This window comes from Blautia sp. Marseille-P3087 (genome assembly GCF_900120195.1).
GTDB lineage: Bacteria > Bacillota > Clostridia > Lachnospirales > Lachnospiraceae > Blautia_A.
On record NZ_LT635539.1, the window covers coordinates 696,684 to 718,399 of the forward strand.

18 protein-coding genes and 1 pseudogene are annotated in these 21,716 nt (G+C 40.4%); 5 read left to right on the forward strand and 14 right to left on the reverse strand.

All coding sequences use genetic code 11. The features are described 5' to 3' along the window. Positions 1–3: 3 nt before the first annotated feature. The gene (locus BQ7344_RS03270; RefSeq protein ID WP_072521419.1) at positions 4–2,736 is read right to left on the reverse strand and encodes an alpha-L-rhamnosidase; all 2,733 of its coding nucleotides are present in this window, start codon (positions 2,734–2,736) and stop codon (positions 4–6) included. Between the two features lie 128 nt (positions 2,737–2,864). Between BQ7344_RS03270 and BQ7344_RS03275 the strand changes: the two genes are divergently transcribed. The 4 genes and pseudogenes from BQ7344_RS03275 to BQ7344_RS03290 all read left to right on the forward strand — a co-directional run bounded on the left by BQ7344_RS03275 (position 2,865) and on the right by BQ7344_RS03290 (position 6,953). Continuing rightward, positions 2,865–3,845, forward strand: a complete 981-nt coding sequence (locus tag BQ7344_RS03275) for an AraC family transcriptional regulator (protein ID WP_072521420.1) — start codon at positions 2,865–2,867, stop codon at positions 3,843–3,845. Between the two features lie 158 nt (positions 3,846–4,003). After that, on the forward strand, positions 4,004–4,918 hold the full coding sequence (locus BQ7344_RS03280; protein ID WP_072521421.1) for an AEC family transporter: 915 nt from the start codon (positions 4,004–4,006) through the stop codon (positions 4,916–4,918). 47 nt (positions 4,919–4,965) lie between these two features. Then, positions 4,966–5,655 carry a GDSL-type esterase/lipase family protein gene (locus BQ7344_RS03285; RefSeq protein ID WP_072521422.1) on the forward strand — a complete coding sequence of 230 codons (690 nt, stop codon included), beginning with the start codon at positions 4,966–4,968 and terminating at the stop codon, positions 5,653–5,655. Positions 5,656–5,889: 234 nt separating this feature from the next. Then, positions 5,890–6,953, forward strand: a pseudogene (locus BQ7344_RS03290) (IS256 family transposase). Positions 6,954–7,085: 132 nt separating this feature from the next. Here the strand turns inward: BQ7344_RS03290 and BQ7344_RS03295 are convergent. The 6 genes from BQ7344_RS03295 to BQ7344_RS03320 are packed head-to-tail and all read right to left on the reverse strand — an operon-like array spanning position 7,086 to position 12,895. After that, positions 7,086–7,457, reverse strand: a complete 372-nt coding sequence (locus BQ7344_RS03295) for a hypothetical protein (protein ID WP_072521423.1) — start codon at positions 7,455–7,457, stop codon at positions 7,086–7,088. Between the two features lie 18 nt (positions 7,458–7,475). Continuing rightward, on the reverse strand, positions 7,476–7,637 hold the full coding sequence (locus tag BQ7344_RS16770; RefSeq protein WP_083585472.1) for an adenylyl-sulfate kinase: 162 nt from the start codon (positions 7,635–7,637) through the stop codon (positions 7,476–7,478). Between the two features lie 30 nt (positions 7,638–7,667). Beyond that, positions 7,668–9,860, reverse strand: a complete 2,193-nt coding sequence (locus BQ7344_RS03305) for an alpha-galactosidase (protein ID WP_072521424.1) — start codon at positions 9,858–9,860, stop codon at positions 7,668–7,670. Between the two features lie 22 nt (positions 9,861–9,882). Beyond that, a complete protein-coding gene (locus BQ7344_RS03310; RefSeq protein WP_072521425.1) occupies positions 9,883–10,725 on the reverse strand; it encodes a carbohydrate ABC transporter permease in 843 nt (280 codons plus the stop codon). Continuing rightward, a complete protein-coding gene (locus BQ7344_RS03315; RefSeq protein ID WP_072521426.1) occupies positions 10,722–11,597 on the reverse strand; it encodes a carbohydrate ABC transporter permease in 876 nt (291 codons plus the stop codon). Before BQ7344_RS03315 ends, BQ7344_RS03310 begins: the two co-directional genes overlap by 4 nt. Further along, positions 11,594–12,895, reverse strand: coding sequence for an ABC transporter substrate-binding protein (locus BQ7344_RS03320; RefSeq protein WP_072521427.1), 1,302 nt, complete (start codon positions 12,893–12,895; stop codon positions 11,594–11,596). Before BQ7344_RS03320 ends, BQ7344_RS03315 begins: the two co-directional genes overlap by 4 nt. A gap of 169 nt (positions 12,896–13,064) precedes the next feature. Between BQ7344_RS03320 and BQ7344_RS03325 the strand changes: the two genes are divergently transcribed. Then, entirely contained in the window at positions 13,065–13,907 is an 843-nt protein-coding gene (locus BQ7344_RS03325) for an AraC family transcriptional regulator (protein WP_072521428.1), read from the forward strand. A 148-nt stretch (positions 13,908–14,055) separates the two neighbouring features. Here BQ7344_RS03325 and BQ7344_RS16405 read toward each other — a convergent pair whose 3' ends face one another. From BQ7344_RS16405 to BQ7344_RS03360, 7 genes are all read right to left on the reverse strand, one after another. Then, the gene (locus tag BQ7344_RS16405; protein ID WP_235816022.1) at positions 14,056–14,286 is read right to left on the reverse strand and encodes a hypothetical protein; all 231 of its coding nucleotides are present in this window, start codon (positions 14,284–14,286) and stop codon (positions 14,056–14,058) included. Positions 14,287–14,642: 356 nt separating this feature from the next. After that, on the reverse strand, positions 14,643–17,087 hold the full coding sequence (locus BQ7344_RS03335; RefSeq protein ID WP_072521429.1) for an ABC transporter permease: 2,445 nt from the start codon (positions 17,085–17,087) through the stop codon (positions 14,643–14,645). Then, positions 17,084–17,758, reverse strand: a complete 675-nt coding sequence (locus BQ7344_RS03340) for an ABC transporter ATP-binding protein (RefSeq protein ID WP_072521430.1) — start codon at positions 17,756–17,758, stop codon at positions 17,084–17,086. Before BQ7344_RS03340 ends, BQ7344_RS03335 begins: the two co-directional genes overlap by 4 nt. A 137-nt stretch (positions 17,759–17,895) precedes the next feature. After that, the gene (locus BQ7344_RS03345; protein ID WP_072521431.1) at positions 17,896–19,161 is read right to left on the reverse strand and encodes a sensor histidine kinase; all 1,266 of its coding nucleotides are present in this window, start codon (positions 19,159–19,161) and stop codon (positions 17,896–17,898) included. After that, the gene (locus BQ7344_RS03350; protein ID WP_072521432.1) at positions 19,137–19,826 is read right to left on the reverse strand and encodes a response regulator transcription factor; all 690 of its coding nucleotides are present in this window, start codon (positions 19,824–19,826) and stop codon (positions 19,137–19,139) included. The genes BQ7344_RS03345 and BQ7344_RS03350 overlap by 25 nt, the downstream gene beginning before the upstream one ends. Before the next feature lie 20 nt (positions 19,827–19,846). Then, positions 19,847–20,230, reverse strand: a complete 384-nt coding sequence (locus BQ7344_RS03355; protein WP_330392806.1) for a 23S rRNA methyltransferase — start codon at positions 20,228–20,230, stop codon at positions 19,847–19,849. Positions 20,231–20,620: 390 nt separating this feature from the next. Further along, positions 20,621–21,667, reverse strand: coding sequence for a virulence RhuM family protein (locus BQ7344_RS03360; RefSeq protein WP_072521433.1), 1,047 nt, complete (start codon positions 21,665–21,667; stop codon positions 20,621–20,623). Positions 21,668–21,716: the final 49 nt, after the last annotated feature.

Here is a 21,716-nt window from a genome sequence, read left to right on the forward strand (position 1 = left end):
TTCTTAAATATTCAACTGGAAGTTCCACTGATATTCTCCACTTCCAGTCATAATGCATTTTCCAGTCGGCAGACAGATCATTGCTTTTGTATTGCATGGGATCTTCACCCGAATGGATCCTTTTGATTCTTTCACTTTCCAGACTACCTGCAGAACGCCATTCGGTGTATGCTGAGTACATTTTACATCGGTCAATCCACATTTCATATCTGGACAAATCATAACAGATTCATAACCCGGTGCCAGCTCTTTGATCCCCCCGATTTCGCGGTAGATCCAATCCATCACACAACCGAATGCATAATGATTATAACTGTAAGTACTGACCTGTCCATCTTCTCCGATTGCGCCCCAGCTCTCCCACATCGTCGTTGCTCCATGTTCTACTTCATAAAGCCAGCTCGGGCATTTTGTCTGGAACAGAATTTTATAAGCAGTGTCTCTGTAACCATTCTCACAAAGTACATCCAACAAATAGTGAACACTTAAAAATCCTGTATCAAGACAATTATCATTCTCCTGGATCATCTCATTGAGATGTGCAGCCATCTTCGGCTGTAACTCTTTCTGACAAAGGTGATTCTTCAATGCAATAACATACAGTCCCTGGAGTTCTTTCTCCAATGTACCATCTTTACTTACATATTCTTCGATGAATGCCTCACGAATCTTTTCATACAGTTGTCTGTATTCTTTGGCATCCTCTGTCTGTCCGAGAATCTCTGCAATCTCTGCCATTGTAGCCGCTGTATTTGCGAAATAAGCCGGTGCGACATAACGCATTGTCTGTCTTGCCGTCTGGATCATTGCAGTTCCATCCGGATTTCCCAGAACCATACTTGGAACAAGCCAGTCTGCATAATGGAAATCTGTATTCCACAGATAATGGCTGCGTTCCTGATGTTCTTTATCCCAGGTCTCATATTCCTCCGGATGATGGTTCCATGCACGTTCTTTGATGTAATTAATCCAGCGTTTCATCGCCGGGTAATTTTCTTCCAATACACGTTTATCTCCATATTCCCGGTATAATGTAAGCGGAACCTGTTCTACTGTATCTCCCCATCCGCAGCTCGTATGGAATTTCGTCGTTACATTCGCCATCGTCTTGTAAGATTTCAGATATGGAACAACATTCGGGATTTCACCTTTTTCCATCTGTTCTGCTCTTACATTCATCATCCAGCGGGTTAAGAATGCATCTGCCTGCCGGTTCTTACACATTGTCGGTGCAAATACCATGATATCTCCACCCCATCCGGCACGCTCTCTCTGCGGACAGTCTGTAGGAATTGAGATTGTGTTTGTCACTTGGCTCCACCAGATATTCTGGATCAGCTTATTCAACTCTTTGTGAGAAGTTTCTACTGTTCCGATATCTTCCATTTCACTTGAAAGAACAAAGATCTTAAAGTTTTCCGTCGTCATCTCACCCGGCCATCCGGTCACTCTTACATAACGGAATCCATGCCATGTAAAATGTGGTCTATAGGTTTGTTTTCCCTCTTTCGTCACATATACATCCTGCTGTTCTTTATTCACTCCGATAATGTTATTATAATAGTTTCCTTCTTCGTCTAAAACCTCTGAATGCTCTAATTTGATTGTTTTTCCTGCCTCTGCATCCAATGTAATTTCTACATTTCCTGCAACAATCTGTCCAACATCAAGAATATATTCTCCTTTTGGTGAACGAATAATTTCTTTCGGCTGTAAAATTTTTACTGATTTTACCGACGCTCCATACTGTCCAATCAGATTCTCAAATCCATACTCTGCTTTTTTCACTGGTTTCCAGTCATCCGCAGGGAACTCTGCTGTATCCCAGTTCGGCATCTCCAGTCTTGCATCATATTTTTCTCCAACGAAAATATCTGATCTTACAAGAGGACCCGTATGTGATACTCCATTTTCTGCTGAAACAGTCTGAACAGTTCCATCTTCAAATGTGATTCTTGCTTCCAGAAGAAGCCCTGTTGTATCACCAAACTGACAACTGTCACCTGACATTCCGGTTCTTCCGCTCCACCAACCATCAGCCAGCTCTACTCCAATTACATTTTTCCCTTCCCTGAGTCTTTCTGTAACATCATAAGTCTGATACATTAAAATTTTTTCATACGACATAAGATCTGGCGTCATTTCTCGTTCATCTGCTCTGGATCCGTTCAGTGATAATCTGTAAAATCCGTGTGCTGTAGTATAGATTCTTGCTTTTACCGGTGTTTTCTCCAGCTCAAATGGAATTCTTATGTACTGTACCGGCTGGAATTCTGCAAAATCTCTTTCCTTTCCCTTGTGTGGATCATTAAACAAGCTCTGGCGGTTCATCGTCTTTCCCTTGGAGCTGTCCTCTGTAGGTATCTGTTCCGGTTCAATCCAAGAAGCCTTCCATTCTGTTCCCAATTTGCCCGTTTCAAATCTACCTTCAATTTCTGCACTTTCCTGTAAATTATTCCATACTGTTATATGAACATTATATTCGGTCATTGGTTCAGGCTGAAAATGTTCAAGTGAAAGAAGTACATTCTCTTTACTTTCCACTCTTCCACTATCCGCTTTTGCATTTCCCCACTGATCTGTAACTTTAATCTGATATGCACTTTGGAAAATACTTTCCTTTTTGCTGTGCAGCTCCCATGAAAATCGTGGTTTCTCACAGTCCAGACCAATTGGATTCTTCTGGTTTTCTGTTCTGAAATGTTCTAGCCAAAAACCTGTTCCCTCTTTTTCCATCTCTCTCTCCTTTCCAAGAACACTTATTTTCTTGCTTTCTGAGACGAAGTATAATACAATATCTTTCAAGTAAAAACTGATAATACTGCTGATATACCATATAATCTTGCCCAAAGGAGGATTTAATTATGTTTGATAAAATTCCGCTTCTTATGTTTCAATGGAAAATTCCGAGAACTCCCAAAAATAAAAAACTCTTTTCCGACTTCTCTTTTTCTTTTCCAAAAGATGCCATGAGTGCCACAGATGCATCCTTTTCTGATTTTGCTCTGGATGGCACACAGCACTTTATTCATCTGCGCCCAATTTCAGACTATACCAGGGAGCACTTCCTATACCTGCAGTCTTTCGTTTATCTTGAATCGAAATCCGCATATTTCACAAGACGGCAGAATTATTTTTCTTTTCTGATTCAGTATACTTACGAGGGAAGTGGAATTCTTGAATATGAAAATAAAACCTATCTGTTGACTCCTGGGACCGGTTTCCTGATTGATTGCCGTAAACCACACTATTACCACACAGAGTCAACTAACTGGACTCATAGTGATATTCATTTTAATGGAATTTCTGCCGATTACTTTTGTCAGCTTTGGGAAAAGAATGGGGATATTTCTTTTTCAATCCCAAAAGCTGAATTTCAAAACGCATTAGAAAACATCCTGTATCACTATACCAATTTCAGTATTGAAAGAGATTTTCTCGTATCAAACCGGCTGGAATCACTATTGCTTTTACTTTTCCATAAACGTAATGAAAGTACGATGTCTTCCGATAAAGTCATCCCAGAAAATATCCGGTATCTGATTAAATATATGGAAAGTAATTATGCCAAACCACTTACTTTAGATTCCCTTTCTGCCTTTGCCGGAATTTCAAAATTTCATCTGAGCCGGGAATTTAAGAAGTACACAGGACAATCCCCAAATGAATTTCTGATTGATCTCCGGCTTGCAAATGCAAAGTTTCTCCTGTCAGACACCAACCTTCCATGCTACAAAATTGGAGAATTATCTGGAATCTCAGACTTCAATAATTTTGTCCGTTTATTTAAGAAAGATACGAACATGACGCCGGCACAATACAGGAAACAGAATGCACTGCAATAATATATGCCTGCATATTTCAGCAAATTTGTATGGTTGTTTGGCAATATAATCTGTTTTTTTTCTAAATAATCCATATTACAATCTGCTTCACAGAGCAAGAAAACATTGTTATTTATTTTGATATTTAACATTTTTACGAAATGAAGGAGAATACTTTTATGGAAATTGTAACACTGTTGATTCACCAAAATATCATTATGGTCGTCTATATGGCGTGTGGATATTTTCTGTATAAAAAGAAAATTATTACAAAAGCCGGAAGCGGTGATCTCGGAAAAATGCTGCTTTATCTTGTAATGCCAATGGCCATTATCAAGTCATACATCCGGGAATTTTCTGTTGATCTGCTTTTGAGTTTTCTGATCTCCTTTGGAATCTCTTTAATGGCATTAATTCTGGCTATTTTGATCAGTAAACTTTGTTTTAAAAATACCTCTGTTGTAAAACAGTTTGGAAGTGCATTTTCCAATGCAGGCTTTATTGGAATTCCTCTTGTACAGATGGTCTTAGGTGAAGAAGCTGTCTTCTATGTAGCTTCCTTTGTCGCTCTTTTAAATATTCTTCAATGGACTTACGGTGTCTTCATCTTTACCAAAGATAAATCTGTCATCAGTATAAAGAAAATTATCACAAATCCTATTGTGATTGGACTGTGCATCGGATTGTTATTATTCTTTCTTCCGATACAACTTCCAGCTGAGATTACTTCCGTTATCTCAACGCTGGCCTCTATGAATGGACCTTTGGCAATGATCGTACTTGGAACTTATCTGGCTCAGATCAGACTTTCTGAATTATTTAATGATAAAGGAACTTATCTTTGCTCCGTTATCCGTTTATTTCTGATTCCAGTGGCAACTGCACTTCTTTTACTTGCACTGCCGGATGAATACAAGACGATGAAACTGGCTTTGTTATTCGCTGCCGCTGCTCCTGTCGGTGCAAATGTAGCGATTTTCGCCCAGCTCTACGGTCAGGATTATACAGAGGCTGTAAAAGATGTTTGCATGAGTACGGTCTTCAGTATTGTCAGCATGCCGGTGATCACTTTATTAATGAATACCATAGGATAATCCTGCCTATGATATAGATTAGGAAATCAAGAAAGGGGATTTTCACAATGGAAAAAAACACAAATAAAGCTCAAGACAGAATGCAACAGTTTTTTGCAGGAGAAAAACTCAAAACATTAAAACGTTATCAGTATCTTAATAAGATTGCCCAGAAGGGAAAAGTACTTTTTACAGGATCTTCCCTAATGGAACAATTTCCGGTAAATGAAATGTTAATGACTGAAAACATTCCCCTTACCGCTTATAACCGTGGAATCGGCGGATATACAACTGATGATATGCTGGAGCATATGGAGGAAATGATCTTCGGTACAGAACCGTCAACTATCTTTATCAATATCGGAACTAATGATATCGGAAGTAGCGGTTATAAGTTGGAGCATCTGATTGAAAACTATGAAAAAATTCTTCAGCAAATTCGTGAACGGCTTGGGAATGTTAAAATCTATCTGATTGCTTATTATCCAATCAACGACGCACCGGATGTAGCTACTCTGGCATGGGTGAAACAAGTATTAGCAACACGAACCATTGAAAATATTAATAAAGCCAATCAGGCTGTAAAAGAGCTAGCTGATAAAATGAACTGTGAATACATTGACCTGAATGTCGGATTAACTGATGAGAATGGTCGTCTGAAAAAGGAATTTACAATTGAAGGAATTCATATGTATCCGAATGGATATCGGGTTGTTTTGGAAAATCTGAAACCTTATTTAAAGAATATTTCAAAATAATTTTGAATATATTTTTAAGTTTAAGAACATCAAAAAATATATTTAATCCTAAAGGAAAAGAGGTAATCCGTCGTCATTCTTCCTTGACTGGTTACCTAAACCTGATGATGTACGGAAAGCCCTTTTCTATCACAATGTCATTAACTTAAAAGCAGAGATATGGGAGTATCCCAAAGTTTGTATAAACCTCCAAACTGATGTAAGATAGAATTACTCAGTTTGGAGGTTTATTTTATGGCAAGAAAAAAGGATTCACCACCAAAAGCAGCGCTTAGAGAACTCATGGGAAACTACCTGAAAGAAAACAATGTAAAAGTAAAAGATGGAACAGATGTTAATTCCATTATGCAGGATATGATGTCTATCATTTTGAAAGGTGCCCTTGATCAGGAACTGGATGAAAAACTGGGATATTCCAAGTATGATTATCGAAATAAAGAAACCGATAATTCCAGGAATGGACATTCCCAGAAAACGTTACATACCAGTTACGGAGATATGGAGATTGATATTCCAAGGGATCGAAAAGGTGACTTCGAACCACAGGTTGTAAAGAAGTATCAGAATTCGATTACGCAGGACATGGAAGAAAAGATCATTTCCATGTACGTAATGAGGGGCAGATTGTAAAACGTGCTGTTTACATTGCGATTGGGATCGATATGGAAGGACGTAAGGATGTCCTCGGAATGTATGTTGGTCAAAATGAAAGTGCCAAGCTCTGACTCTCCATCCTGAATGGCCTGAAAAACCGGGGTGTAGAAGATATATTGATTGCGTGTGTGGATGGACTGACCGGTTTTCCACAGGCAATTGAAGCAGTATTTCCCCAAACCGAGATCCAGCAGTGCATAATCCATCAGATCAGGAATACCACGAAATTTGTTTCTTACAAAGAGATCAAACCACTTATGGCAGATCTGAAGCGTGTATATGCAGCTCCTACAGAAGAAGTTGCATTGGCAGAACTGGACAGCTTTGACGAAAAATGGAGCGGGAAATACCCTAAGACTGCAAAGTCATGGAAAGATAACTGGGCAAATCTTTCAACATATTTTAAGTATCCGGAAGCTGTCAGACGTCTGATCTATACCACGAACACGATTGAAGGATTTAACCGCCAGCTCCGGAAAGTCACCAAATCCAAGACGGTATTTCCATCCGATGACAGTCTCTTGAAAATGCTGTATCTGGCCATGATAGATATCACCAAGAAATGGACGGGACACCGTCAGGATTGGGGACAGATCCATTCTCAGCTGGAAATTTTCTTCGAAGAAAGATTGGAAAGGTTATAAGCAGAATGCATGCTAAGCAGGGCTGGCACAGCCAGTCCTGCTTGACATACCATAAAACCGCATTATAATACAAACAAGGACAGAACCCTGAAAAACAGGTTCTGTCCTCGATAACTAATGACATATCTTATATCAGTTTTTTCTGTTTACACAACACTTGAAACGCTCTCCAACCGTCTCAAGTGTTGATAACTTTTCCAAGGAAATCATATGCTCATCCGATTTCTCCTTGTCCAAAGAAATCCCCTTGATTTGTACTACTTCCTTGCCTTCTTTAATAATCGGTACCGGAAACTGAAACTTAATATTCTGAATCCAATCTCCATCTTCCCGTCTTTCCGGGAATATATCAATGCGTTCAATAAATGCCTGCATGAACTGCTTCTTTTCTGCATCCATACATTCCGAATACACTTCATTAAAGGCACCTAAAAATCTGTATATACTATCCGCATCAATTTGATTTTTCTTAAACTCATAAATCTGAGACTTCAGTTCTGCCATTGTTTCTTCCACTTCATATCATGGTAATCTATCTATATTTGTGAAACGAGGAATCCGGTGTGGATAATCATCGCCCGAGAGCAGGTAACAGCCCCTGCCGTCATTTAAAAAATACTGCTGCAATGCCGTGGCAAGTGTTGTTTTTCCGGAACCGGAGCCACCGTAAATGCTGATGACCATGCGATTTTTGGTATTCCTCTCACACCATTTCTATACTTTTTCGTATAATACTCCAGCCTCTTTCAGCTCTGTAAAAACAAACTGATACGCCTCATATTCTCTGGTAAACGGCGGAAGCGGAATTCCCGCATGCATCAGTGCTGCACCGGAATACTGTCTGCTGCTCTGTTCTTCCAAATACACGGCATCCGGTTTTAACCCACGCAGGCGGACATAAACGGCTGCCTGATTTGCCTCTACCCTAAGACGCACTGCGCTGACTAATGCATGATCCTGTTCCTCTGACACCGTCATCCATGCCGCAATTTCATCCATAAACGGATCGGACAGCCGCCAGTAGGTTCCCTCGTTAATAAGCGTTTCATACTTCTTGTATGTTTTAATCTGTTCCCGGATCTGCTGTTTTTCCTCATCGGATAAAAGCGCCGGGTTTAATTCGTAACCGAAGGTTCCAGCCATCGCCGTCACCCCTCGGGTGTGGAAACTTGTCACCCGTCCGGTCTGGTGGTTCGGCACCGCTGAAACGTGCGCCCCCATTACGGAAACCGGATAGAAAAACGACGTTCCGTACTGAATTCTTGTGCGGTTGATTGCATCGGTATTATCACTACACCAGATCTGTGGGGAATAATAAAGCATTCCTGCGTCAAATCTGCCGCCGCCACCGCTGCATCCCTCAAGCAGAAGATCCGGATACCGGCTGCACAGGCGCTCCATAAAATTATAAACACCAAGCACGTAATCATAGGAAAGATTTCCGGCATAGACATCTGCCATACTGCGGTTCATATCCCACTTGACATAATCAATTTTTCCCTGATCCAGCACGGCACAAATCTGATCAAATACACAGTCGCGCACTTCTTTTCTGGAAAAATCAAGCAGTAACTGGTTTCTCGAGCGCACCGGCTTTTTCCCCGGAATCTGAATTGCCCAGTCCGGATGTGCCCGGTAAAGGTCGCTGTCTTCATTGACCATCTCCGGCTCAATCCAAATGCCAAATTTCACCCCCTGATTATGCACACGGGTAATAAGCTCTGCCAGGCTTCCCCCCAGTTTCTTTTCATTGACCTGCCAATCCCCTAGGGAAGAATTATCATCGTTTCTTTTCCCAAACCAGCCGTCATCCATCACTACCATATCAATTCCAAGGGAAGCAGCTTCTTTTGCCAGATCCACGATCGTATCTCCCGTAAAATCGAAATATGCTGCCTCCCAGCTGTTGATCAGCACCGGGCGCTGCATATGGACATATTTGCTGCGGCACACATGGTTGCGGATGCAGTTATGATATTGCTGCGACAGTGCAGACAATCCGTCTGCCGAATAAGACAAAATGACTTCCGGTACCGTAAAGGTTTCTCCTTCCGCAAGCGGATAGGAAAACAGTTCTTCATTTAAACCTAGAAGCAGGCGCGTCTGGTTGAACTGATCTTTTTCTGCCTCACAGGAGAAATTTCCGCTGTATACAAACAGCATTCCATAGCAGATGCCTGCGGTCTCTGTTGTTCCTTTTTCTGCCAAAATCACTGCCGGATTATACTGATGGCTGGACGTTCCCCTGCGGCTGCCAAACGCAATGGTTCCATGCCCTAGCGACGTACGCTCCAGATTGCGCTCCATGGCATGCTTTCCATAAAACCGCAGGACATCAAAATCTCCCTGTACAAAATCCAGACAGGCTGCCGCTGCCTTTTCGATCGTAATCTGCCCAGTTCCCGTATTTTTAATCTGGACGCTCCTTGTAATGACATCGTTTTCTTCCAAAACACCATACAGCAGATGAACTTCAACCTGTGCGTTTTCGTCTGCAAGGACAATTTCCAGTGTCTGTGCTTCCTCTTTGTCTGCCCAGACAGCCGGAAGTCCCTGTAACTGGTATTTGCCGCTTCGGATCTCATAACTTTTAAAAAGCAGATCTGCGCTTTCCACCCCTTTTTCATTTTTGATATTCAGCGCAATATTGCGGTAATCCCCAGTTCCAATGGAAGGATACTCCTGTGGCAGCGCATCCAGCGAATAGGTGCGGTCCATGCCCGCTGCATAAGGATTTCCGGAAAATCCACGGTCTGCATAGGTTAAAACATAATCCATGGGGCTGTTTGTTTTATCTCCATAGTACAGATGCAGCAGATATCCCAGTGGATCGACCTGCATCTGATAAGTTGTATGCGCTGTATGCAGGGTAAAGATTTTTTTATTTGGATGATATATAATTGCCATAGAAGCCACCTCGTTTTATTTTTTATCCTTTGACTGCGCCGTTTGCCACACCATTCAAAATCTGTTTCTGACAGATCATATAAAAGATCATGATCGGGATCAGTGCCAGAATATAGGAGGCAAACGCCAGATTGTAATTGGTTCCAAACTGTGTCTGGAAGTTAAGCTGTGCAAGCGGCAGCGTATTCTGTCCGGTTCCGGACATGATCACAAGCGGTGTCATAACATCGTTCCATGTTCCAAGGGCTGTCAGAATCGCAACCGTCGCATGCATCGGTTTCATCATCGGGAATACCACTCTCCAGTAAGTCGTCCAGGTACTTGCCCCATCAATATCTGCTGCTTCTTCGAGTGCTTCCGGAATATTTTTTAAATATCCACTGTAAAGCAGGACATTCATTGGCATGTAAAATACCAGATACAACACGATGACACCGGCACGGTTTCCAAGTCCCATGTGTGCCGTCTGTTTTACCAGAGGCATCATTAAGATGGAAAATGGAACAAACATACCACTGACAATATACAGATAGATAAAACGGAAACTTTTTCTTCTTGCCATGCCCCTCCCGATCACATAGCCTGCAATCGAGTGGATCAGAATTGCCAGTACGATCGTTACCAGAGTGATCAGTAAACTGTTTCCAAGAGAACGCCAGAAATCGGTCACTTCCATTGCCTGACGGAAGTTTTCAAAACTCCATTGTTTCGGGAAAGAAAGTGCACCCGCCACATCGTTTGTCATCTCACTCGGTTTCTTAAATGCAATAATCACTGCCATATACAGTGGGAAAAATACAGTTAATGTCCCCAGAATCAGAACAATTGTAAGTACCAAGTTTGTTTTCTGCTTTTTTTTCATCATAACTGCTCCTCCTTCTTATTCATAACTGTCATCTGGAAAAGTGAAATCGCCACGATCACAATAAAGAATATAACTGCATTTGCACTCTGGAATCCAAACTGTCCGCCATCCATACCGTTTTTATATATCAGATAAGAAATGGATTCCGTGCTCTGTGCCGGACCTCCCTTGGTCAATGACATAATCTGATCGAATACCATGAGGAAATTCTTTGTGCTCAGCACCAGATTGATCGTTACAAACGGCATAACCAGTGGAAATGTTACTTTCCAGAACTGTTTCCATTTACTTGCTCCGTCAAGCATACTCGCCTCGTATACTTCCTCCGGGACGGTCTGCAGACCGGAAATATAAATAATGGTATTCATGGCAACTGCCTGCCATACACCAACAATCAGCACACCAATCCATGCGTATTTTTCACTTGCAAGAATACTGTTCTGTAAAAATCCAATATGGAACACATTTCCCACAGTTGGAAGAATGTAAGTAAAAATAAAACTAAAAATATAACCGATGACAAGTCCTCCTAAAATATTCGGTACAAAATAAATACCGCGCAGTGCACTTTTAAAACGGATTGCACTGTTTAATCCAACTGCCATGATCAGACTCAGCACATTTACCAGTATCGTTCCTGCCAGTGCATATTTAAACGTAAACAAATAGCTTTTTCCCACTCGGGAATCCGTAAACAGATCTGCATAGTTCCGGAATCCAACATAATCGTAAGTTCCATATCCTTTATAATTGGTAAAACTGTAAATCACACCTTTGATCATTGGAAGTGTATTGAATGCAAAAAATAAGATTACAACCGGTATGATAACCGCCCAGAATGTTTTGTCCCTGTTTGACATTTTCTTTTTCATTGTGCATCCTCCTGTTCTTTCTGATAATCCTGTACTTTCCGAATCAGATCCCGGTTATAGCGCTTCCAGTCGGAATCAAATTTTTTCAAAAACTTTTCCTGTGCATTATCGCTTGTATCCAGCAGGAACGTCTGGATCATGGCATCCACACTCATCTCACTCGGATAATGGTGATCCTGATAATCTGCCATGCGGTTGTTTTCAATGTAAGGACGCATATCCTTGAGTGTTTCCGGAATTGCAAAATCCCCGTCTTTGCAGGCAATTCCGCCCTGATCATCCAGATAAATCTGAATGGTCTCATCGTCATACAGATATTTTAAAACTTCATATGCAGCCTCTTTATTTTTGCATGCTTTCATTACGGAAAACTGCAGATCAATTCCTGAATTTAATACATTGTCTGATTCGTTATCATTTGCAGGAAATGTAAAAGAGCCGATATTCATGTCCGGGTTGACCGATTTAATCTGCGGAATTGCATAGCTTCCGATCGGATACATGGCAGCTTCCCCACGGGCAAATGCTGTACAGGCATCGTTATAACCGTATGCATACGGATTTTTTTCGGCGTAATCCAAAAGCGCACGCATCTTTTCTGCTACCGGTCCATACGTATCGGAAAATGTGGTATTTCCCATATTTACCTGATTGCAGGTGTCCGAATCGGTAAGTCCGACCGCCAGCGCATTCCACGGAGCCAGACAGGTCCAGGTATCTTTAAATCCCAGATACAGCGGAAGTGTTCCGCTCTGTTTTATTTCATTACACAGTGTGGTAAATTCCTGCCAGGTGGTCGGAACTTTCCAGCCATTTTCCTCAAACAGATCTTTGTTATATAAAATTCCTGCCGCGTTTGCCACATATGGAAGTGCATACGTGCCATCCTTTGGAATAAACTCCAGTTCCTTATCCATATCCAGATATGCCTGTTTTACGGTCTGGACTTCATCCAGATCGGAAATATCATCAAACAGATCTGCATCTAAAAAGTTGGAATAGTTGATGTCTCCTCCGATTGCGATGATATCCGGATAATCCTCCCGGATAAAACGTGTCTTTAAAATAGTCATTGCTTCGTTTGGAGATGAAATCGTCAAATGAATGTCATCATGTGTTTCATTGAACCGCTTTTCAATTTTTTCAAATGCCTTAACTGCTTCTGGTTTGTAGGAAACCACTTCAATCTCCGTTTTTCCATCCGCCCTTTTTTCGCTTCCGCATCCAGCAAGTCCTGTCATACACATACCAAGTGCAAGCACAGCCGCAAGACCACGGAAAATATTCCTTTTTGCCATATTCCTCTCTCCTTTTCTTAAATATATCCGCTTGCCTTTTTGATAATCTAATTATAACATACCTTTATGCGTCCTTAAATACCCATATTTTTTTAATTTTATATCTAAATGCAATATTTTGTGCTATAATAGATACTAATATCGCATTTTGGTATATAAGGAGTATTTTATGAGCAATATATTATTTAATATTTTTCCGAATGAAAATTTTATTGATCTGTGTATGTATCAGTTTGGATATGAACAGTGTGATCCCGGTCATTCTTTTGGTCCTGCCACACGCAATCACTATCTGTTCCATTACATTCTTTCCGGAACCGGAACCCTTATGGCTGACAATGCAAAAGGTGAAACACAGACCTATTCCATAAAAAGCGGGCAGGGATTTATTATTTTTCCCGGTCAGATCAACACCTACATTGCCGATAAACAGCTTCCCTGGGAATATATGTGGATTGAATTTGATGGCTTGCGTATAAAAGAAGCTTTAAGTGTCACAGATTTGTGTAAAGATGTGCCCATTTATCATTCACACTCCAAAGAATTGCGTGAAAAACTTGCTGATGAAATGCTTTATATTGTAAATCATCCTCATGAATCTTCTTTTCATCTCATTGGCCATCTGTATTTATTTATGGATTATCTGCTGCAGTCAGCAAAATCTACTAAGCTGGTTTCCAGTGGGCGCATGAGTGATTATTATATAAAAGAAGCAATCAATTATATTGAACAGAATTTTCAGAATAATATCTCGATCGAAGATATCGCTACAGTATGTGGCATCAACCGGAGTTATTTGGGGAAAATCTTCCGCAACTCTATTGGCCGCTCTCCGCAGGAATTTCTTATGAACTACCGCATGGTAAAGGCTACCGAATTATTAAAGCTGACATCCTTATCTATTGCGGACATCAGTTCCGCTGTCGGATACGAAAATCAGCTTCATTTTTCCCGTGCATTTAAAAATATTTATGGTGTCTCCCCACGGGAATGGAGAAATCAGAACAAGTAACAATAGATAAGATAGATATCATTCCTATCAGTCTTAATATCTCTCAGTATCATTACCTTGTCCATTGAACATTTCCATATCAGCAAAAAGGACATCCCCTGACCTGTAAAATCTACAGTTCTGGAATGTCCTTTTTACCCATACTTCACTATATTTTTAACACATGATGCTGTATCTCTTCATTCTCATCATGTAGTGCCAGCTCATACCATGCGTTAATCTGCTTATCATATTTTTCCTGATTCGTGCATTTATCCGTTATTCTTCTTGCATCAAGCATTACCGCAGTCTGCCAGATAAGCATGTTACAATTCGGATATTCCTTTATAAATCTCAATGCCCATTCATAAGTCTTTTCATAGCCTTCTTCTGAAAACATCCTGTCCATCTTCCTGATAATTTCTTCGATTTCAGTATCTGAAAGTTTTTCATGAAAAGAAAGTAATGTATCAAGTGAAATATCAAGCAGTCTTGCAATTGGTGCCAGCAGTTCAATATCCGGCTTGGAATTACTATTCTCCCATTTGCTTCATCTCCTAAAAAATTCAAAAGCTTTTGTATACTCAGCATATCAGATTCATATAGATTGCTCAATTGAACAGTGTTTAATTTCTATTCAATTTAATTAACCAGTAGGAAATGTTGCTAAAATACTGTTTAGATTTATCATACATACAAAATGGAAGTTATCTATTTCTCCTCTTCGTTAAGACCTAGTTCATTACATATTACTTGCTATCCCTGATACCTTATTCTTTCTACCAGCGTTTCCTTTTTCAGATTACTGCTTAAAACGCAGGAAAGTACAATCTGCAACAGACCGACAAAAAAAATCATAATAAAAATTGGTACGATTGGAACATGATAGATATTCATTCCAAATATTCCATTATGTTTTGCATAGGAAAAAAGTGCATAGCCGAGCGACAGACCAATGATCAAAGCTACGCATATGGTACCAACCGTAAACATCATTCCCTGTAACTGCAGACATAAATTTAATTGTTTATTTGTCATACCCACAGCCTGTAATACACCATATTCCTGCTTTTTTGTCGTAATATTCATGATTATGGTGTTTGCCATATTCATAAAACCAATGAGTCCTACAACCGCCATAAACAGATAACAGCCAAGCTTCATCATGCGAGCTGTGAATTCTGCAGATTGTAACTGTGCATGATAGGTATCCATTTTTATATGCGAAGTATTAGGAATCAAAGTATTCAGACTCTGTTCCACAGATGCAACATCTTTTTTATCACAGTCCACCCACAGATAGCCATAGGCTGTTCCCCTCGGATTCATGGAACGATATACACCTTCCGGAATGACAAGATAAGTGTCCGCGCTTACAAAGGATCCTGCAATCTTTCCCTGATAGGTATAGGTTTCACTTCCATTCTCAAAATCAAATGCAATGGATTCACCCGGAGCATATCCATCTTGTTCCATCCACATCAACCAACCAAAGAAAATTTCACCATTCTTTACCGCCTGATCATAGTCCATAGAGCCAATATCCCCGTCTTGGCGCATAAACTCAAAATCATTTTTACTCACAATATCAGCCGGAAATCTTGTTCCGTTCAGATTTACAGAGACAATCTCTCTCGTCATGACATCTGTCACTCCTGGAATGCTTTTGATTTCTTCAATCATTGAATCATTCAATGGATTATCCGTCAGAATCGTATCCAGATTATTCTCCGGATATCTTTCATCGTACTCAGCAGAATAGTCAAGCTGCAGTTCAAATTGTCCATGATTAACGGAAAGACGTGCTTCATGCCCCGTATCAATATTTCCTACATAATTAGAGATAATCACAAACAATGCGCAGGAAAGCCCCAGTGTGAGGATGGTACCAATGGTTCTTTTTGGATTACCCGTTATATTTGCCATTGCCATAGAAAACACGGTGACATTTTTTCTGCCATTTCGTTTTCCTTTTTTATGTGTTTCTGCATTTTCTATATACCGTGTTGCTTCGATAGGTGAAATCCGTGAAACAATTTTCATTGGTTTACGCAGCGCCAAAGCAACGGTAAAAAATGACACAAAAATACATAGAAGCATAACAGGCAGGGAAAACAGTGGCATCTGCTGATTTTGGACTCCCATAGAGCCAGTTCCGGTTGATACAAGGTTTCCCTGTTCTACCAGCCAGTTAAAACCGCATTTTGCAATCAGAAAGCCAAGGAGCAATCCAACTGGTATTGAAGAAATTGTCAAAAACATACCCTCTCTGAAGATCAGTTGTTTCATCTGCTTTTTTGTTGCTCCCAGAGCCTTGATTTTTCCATACTCCTGTATCTTGTTAGCAATACCGACCTGAAAAATATTATAAATGACCACAACAGAGAAAAGTACAATTGCAAGAATCAAAACCCCGCATACCGCAATCGTTTCATAACTCGGCTGCAAGACCCATTGCAAATAGAGATCATTGACTATAACGTTTTTTTCTTCGATCCCACAAGCTGCTGCAATCTGCTTTATAACCGAATCAATATTATTCATAGATACATTTGCAGAATCATTTAAAGTAAAATAAATATTATACTGTCTGTCATTCTCTGCGACATGCTCATCATAAAACTCCTGTGACCCGAAAGCAACATAAGATGCCTCGATGGTATACTCATCCCGATCATATAGGATTCCGCTGACAACAAATTCTTCCGGCTTATATTCTGACTGCATCCCTGCGCGGTAATCCAGTGTAACCGTATCTCCGATCTTTACATCACCATACCCCATTGCACGAAAAAATGCTCTTCCTGCGGCAATTTCCTGCATTTTTTCCGGATACTTTCCTTCCTTCAACTCATATTCTTTATTATAAGGAAGCATTTTTCTTGCAGTCTCATCCATGCAGACAAACCCGCCTTTTTCATTGCCTTTTATGATACCTTCGATGCACATAGTGCCTGTAGCATCTATTTCCGCACGGCGGTTTACTTCTTTTAACTGCGATCCGTCTGCGGAAACAAACAGACCATAATTGTTTCCATATGATCCTGCCGCCTGACTTTTCTGTAAATGAATTACCCCATTTCCCACAGTACTGATGATAACAAGCAGCATCGTGGTCAGACAGATTGCCATCATGATCAGTATACTTCTTGTCCTGTTCCTTTTGTCATTGCTATATGCAATCCTGCTTATTGTCTTCATCTGAAATCCACCACCTGTCCGTCCTCAATCACCAGAATACGGTCAGCGACCTGTGCAATTTCGTCATCATGGGTAATCATTACAATTGTCTGTCCATATTTTTTTGCTGTCATCTTAAGCAGAGCGATTACCTCATCACTGGTCTTAGAATCAAGATTTCCTGTCGGCTCATCTGCAAATATAATTTCCGGACGATTCACCAGTGCTCTTGCGATTGCTACTCTCTGCTGCTGTCCTCCGGATAACTGATTTGGCAGATTATAAATCCGGTTTTCAATCCCCAGAGTTGCAATAATATCATTTACATACGCTTCATCCACTTTGCTTCCATCCAGCCCCAGTGGCAGTACAATATTTTCCCAGATATTAACAGATGAAACCAGATTAAATGCCTGAAAAACAAATCCGATTTTTCTTCTGCGGAAAACAGCAAGGGCATCTTCCTTCATCCTGTATAAATCTTTCCCTGCTAAAGTAACACTGCCTTTTGTCGGGGTGTCTAGCCCTCCAAGCATATGAAGTAATGTACTTTTACCGGAACCTGACTTTCCAACAATTGCGACAAATTCTCCCTGCTCAATCTGAATGTCCACCTGATTGACCGCTTTGACCTGATTCTCACCTGCGCCATAAAATTTACAAAGCTGCTTGGTTTCTAATATCACACTCATGTGTTGCCTCCCTTTTTAATTCTGTAAAGTGTACCTTTTCAACCTACATCCAAATTGTATCAGGACAATCTTTCATTTCACTTTCAAAAAACGAGCAGAAGTCTTACAGAATTGTAAGATTTCTGCCCACTTAAAATTTAACCAACATATGGTAATTGAATCACAAACGTGCTTCCTTTTTTCTTTTTGCCGGAGGTTACCATGATTGTACCTCCGTGCTTTTCGATAATTTCTCTCGATAGAAAAAGTCCGATTCCTGTACCACTCTTTTCCATGACCTCCCTGGAACTTCCTCTGTAAAATCGTTGAAAAATTTTGTGATACTCATTCTGCGGAATACCAATTCCCTGATCCTCAATTTCCATTCTTACAAGATCGTTTCTTTTTTGTAACCGGATAAATATTTTTGAACCACCCGGACTGTACTTGACCGCATTATCCAGAACGTTGATCACAGCTTCACCAAGCCACCTTTTATCCTGCATAATCGTGCATGTTTCCAACTCTTTTTCATAGTCAAAAACGAATTCAATTTCTTTCTCATCCGCTTTAGGATAAGTGCGATTCACAGCAGATATGACAGTATCCATAAGCGGAAGTTTTTTCTTATTAATCTGAATCAGTCCAGTTTCCATCTTGGATATTTCAAGAAGCGACTGCAATAATGTCTCCAGTCCATCCAGAGCACTCCGACAACGGATACGAAACTCCTCCTGTTCTGTGGCACTTAAGTCATTCTGCATCAGCACACTAAAACATGTATCCAAAGCTGCAACCGGTGTCTTTAACTGGTGAGAAATATCAGAAACCATTTCTTTCGTGTTCTCTTTTTCTTCCCGTGCTTCTTCCTTTAGCAACTGAATATGATGTCCGATTGCTTCAAGCTGGTCATTCAATTTTTCCAGTTCTGCTGGATTTTCCGTTTTCAGTAAAGCATCAAATTTATTTTCACGGAATCTGATCAGAATTTCTTCCAACTGGTCTAAAATTTTCTGATGACACGCATCTTCTTTTTTCTTCCAATAAAGTAAAAAAGTCAAAAGAAGCACGCATATCACAGTGCTTACAGCACCGGTCACCATAACCTGATGCCGGAATTGCATATAAAATGCATTCCCTTTATTTCCCCAGTATCCATATTGCTCCAATAATTGCTTTCCCTGTTCGTTGGTTTCAATATCCTTATCCTTAAGCAATTCCGAAACAGCATCCAGCCCGGAAACTTCTTCCTTTGCAGCAATCTCTGTCATAAGATTCATTTTATATTTGTAATCTTCATAAAACACATACGTGGTAAAGCAATTTAATATTGCAAACACTAATATGACCGGCAATACCAACGACAAGGCTGATGTGAGTTTCCTGTGATATCTCTTTGTCACTGCCTTACCTCCTGATTCCATATATATCCAAGTCCTCTGATATTCTTTATATAGACCGGTGCAGCCGGATTGTCTTCAATTTTCTCACGGAGTCTTCTGATATTGACAGCGATTGTATTTTCATCCACAAAATCACCTTCCAGATCAAACACATTTTCCAATATTTGTGTTTTTGAAAGAATCTGTTTCGGATTCTGAAGAAAAAAAGTCAGCATTTTCAACTCCGTTTTTGTCAGACTGATTTCACGACTCTTTATCAGGACTTTCATTTCTCCTGCGATAAATACGATATCTCCCGAAATCATCTTTCCGGCTTCCGTTTTCTCCTGTCTGCGGCGGAAATATGCTTCTATTTTCAAAAGAAGTACCGAAAGACTAAACGGCTTTGTAATATAATCATCTGCCCCTGCTTCATATCCCATGACCTGATCCATCTCCTGATCTAGTGCTGTAAGACAAATAATGTATATATTATAATTGCATCTCATCCACCTTACAAATTCCAGTCCATTCCCATCCGGAAGATTCACATCACAAATGGTAACATCCACATTATTATCACTTGCAATTCTTTTCGCTTTTTTCACTGATTCTGCTGAAAAAACCTCATATCCGGATTTTTTCAGTGAGAATGTAATTCCACGATTTAAATTTTCATCATCTTCAACCACGAGTATACCTGGCATAGCATATGCACCTCTCTTTATTAACTATTCATCTTAAAATGCTTCAATGCCTCCACAATTGCACTCTCTTTATCTTCTGGATACTGCGGTTGCCTGCTATCTTCATTTTTAGGTAAATTAGGACTTGGAACAAGTTCCAAGTCTGTCGCGGCAGTCGTCGAATTGCCCTGCAAGCAGTCCATTCTCCTCGTTGCAACGCGCAAATTCTTTCCAACCTCAATTCCGCATTTTCTCTTTACCTGTGAGATATACAGATTGGAAACCTTCATGCCGGCATTATGTTCAGCCACATACTTCTTTATCTCATCATATGTAGCCTTAGTCTCTGCAGATGTTATATCCATATCATCAAGTTCAATCGTGACATTAATGTAATCATCCGGCTTTTGTTTCAGTTGGGACAAAAGAACTACCGTCTCGACATGGCTCGATAGGTCCGGATTGATGTCAGTTTTCGAGAACCGTTCCAGACTAATATGAAATGTTGAAAAATATCTCCGTTTGTTTGCGGAAACATATCAACAAATTCTGTAGCAAAAAAGTATTGATACATTTCGTTATCCATGTCACACTCTGAACCTCGCCCGTCCACGGAAAAAGTTCAACTTTTTTATTCGTTTCTACTATTATAGTGATTCCAACATAAAAGTCAAATTTGACGAAGAACTGCCATCGTCTCCACCTTGTCTGTTCTTCGTACTTATAACAGGTCAAACGCTATTTTTCATCCCGACTGATGACCCAACTCCCATGCACTCGACCTTGGCAAACTGAAAATTTTAATGGCGATGCTACTACTTCTTCGCATTCTCTTCCAGTTCCAGCATGTACTTATCAAAGTCAGACATAAACAGCCTATCCTGAATGACACGATATTTTTCAAATTCGGTTTCGGCCTTTGCCTTGGCAATTTCAGCAGTGATTTTACCTGCATCCTGAAGGACCTCTCTGTCATCTGCCATCAGGAATAGATCCAGTCGCTTTGCCCAGTCCTCCATTGTCATCGGAATATGACGTTCCGCACGATCCTCTGCCAAATCCAGATAAGCAGATACAATACGTTCCAGTGAACGCATTTCCTGCTCACTCAAATAATTCTTTGCAACGCTCACATCGCTTTTTACAATCTTACCTTCCGGTGCTGCTGCCCAAGTGGTTAATCCCATATGTGGCTTATCAGCATCGGCACGTTCATAAATCAACTTCGCTGCTGTATGTCCGTGAACTGCATAATGCATCTTGTTTTGGACCTTTGCAAAGAACTGCTTTGTTGTTTTTGCTGTTCTGTCATAATCAAGAGCTGTAGCATAGATATCCGTTATCTTCTGGTAAAATCTACGTTCAGAAAGACGGATTTCACGAATCTGCTCAAGCAAACGATCGAAGTATTCTACTGTAAGCACAGAGCCACCATTTTTCAAACGCTCATCATCCATAACCCAGCCTTTGATGGTGTAGTCCTTCACGATGCCATTGGCCCACTTGCGAAACTGTACTGCTCGCTCATTATTAACCTTGAATCCAACCGCAATAATCATTTGAAGATTATAATGCTTTGTATCACGAGTCACCTGACGTGAACCTTCGGTTTGAACTATTCGGAAATTCCGAATAGTTGCAGACTCTTCTAATTCGCTATCTGCATAAATCTTTTTAATATGTTCATTTATCGTTGGCAAACCAACGTCATACAATGTGGCCATCATCTTCTGTGTCAGCCATATATTCTCATCCTCATAGCGCATCTCAATGCTGTCCTGCTGATCACCGATAGATGCAACATAAGTCAGGTATTCCGCTGCGCTGGAACGGATGGTTATTTCGTCTTTTTTCTTTTTCAAATAAGAGGCCTCCTTTAACGTCCCAAAATCATTATTCTGCCTGTGCATC

Bases quoted from the DNA above. Each gene is read 5' to 3' on its own strand.
- BQ7344_RS03270 (WP_072521419.1), bottom strand. From the start codon at position 2,736: ATGGAAAAAGAGGGAACAGGTTTTTGGCTAGAACATTTCAGAACAGAA.
- BQ7344_RS03275 (WP_072521420.1), top strand. From the start codon at position 2,865: ATGTTTGATAAAATTCCGCTTCTTATGTTTCAATGGAAAATTCCGAGA.
- BQ7344_RS16770 (WP_083585472.1), bottom strand. From the start codon at position 7,637: ATGGTCATCAGCATTTACGGTGGCTCCGGTTCCGGAAAAACAACACTT.
- BQ7344_RS03345 (WP_072521431.1), bottom strand. From the start codon at position 19,161: ATGGAATCAGGAGGTAAGGCAGTGACAAAGAGATATCACAGGAAACTC.
- BQ7344_RS03310 (WP_072521425.1), bottom strand. From the start codon at position 10,725: ATGATGAAAAAAAAGCAGAAAACAAACTTGGTACTTACAATTGTTCTG.
- BQ7344_RS03305 (WP_072521424.1), bottom strand. From the start codon at position 9,860: ATGGCAATTATATATCATCCAAATAAAAAAATCTTTACCCTGCATACA.
- BQ7344_RS03350 (WP_072521432.1), bottom strand. From the start codon at position 19,826: ATGCCAGGTATACTCGTGGTTGAAGATGATGAAAATTTAAATCGTGGA.
- BQ7344_RS16405 (WP_235816022.1), bottom strand. From the start codon at position 14,286: ATGTTTTCAGAAGAAGGCTATGAAAAGACTTATGAATGGGCATTGAGA.
- BQ7344_RS03340 (WP_072521430.1), bottom strand. From the start codon at position 17,758: ATGAGTGTGATATTAGAAACCAAGCAGCTTTGTAAATTTTATGGCGCA.
- BQ7344_RS03320 (WP_072521427.1), bottom strand. From the start codon at position 12,895: ATGGCAAAAAGGAATATTTTCCGTGGTCTTGCGGCTGTGCTTGCACTT.
- BQ7344_RS03335 (WP_072521429.1), bottom strand. From the start codon at position 17,087: ATGAAGACAATAAGCAGGATTGCATATAGCAATGACAAAAGGAACAGG.
- BQ7344_RS03315 (WP_072521426.1), bottom strand. From the start codon at position 11,597: ATGAAAAAGAAAATGTCAAACAGGGACAAAACATTCTGGGCGGTTATC.
- BQ7344_RS03325 (WP_072521428.1), top strand. From the start codon at position 13,065: ATGAGCAATATATTATTTAATATTTTTCCGAATGAAAATTTTATTGAT.
- BQ7344_RS03295 (WP_072521423.1), bottom strand. From the start codon at position 7,457: ATGGCAGAACTGAAGTCTCAGATTTATGAGTTTAAGAAAAATCAAATT.
- BQ7344_RS03285 (WP_072521422.1), top strand. From the start codon at position 4,966: ATGGAAAAAAACACAAATAAAGCTCAAGACAGAATGCAACAGTTTTTT.
- BQ7344_RS03280 (WP_072521421.1), top strand. From the start codon at position 4,004: ATGGAAATTGTAACACTGTTGATTCACCAAAATATCATTATGGTCGTC.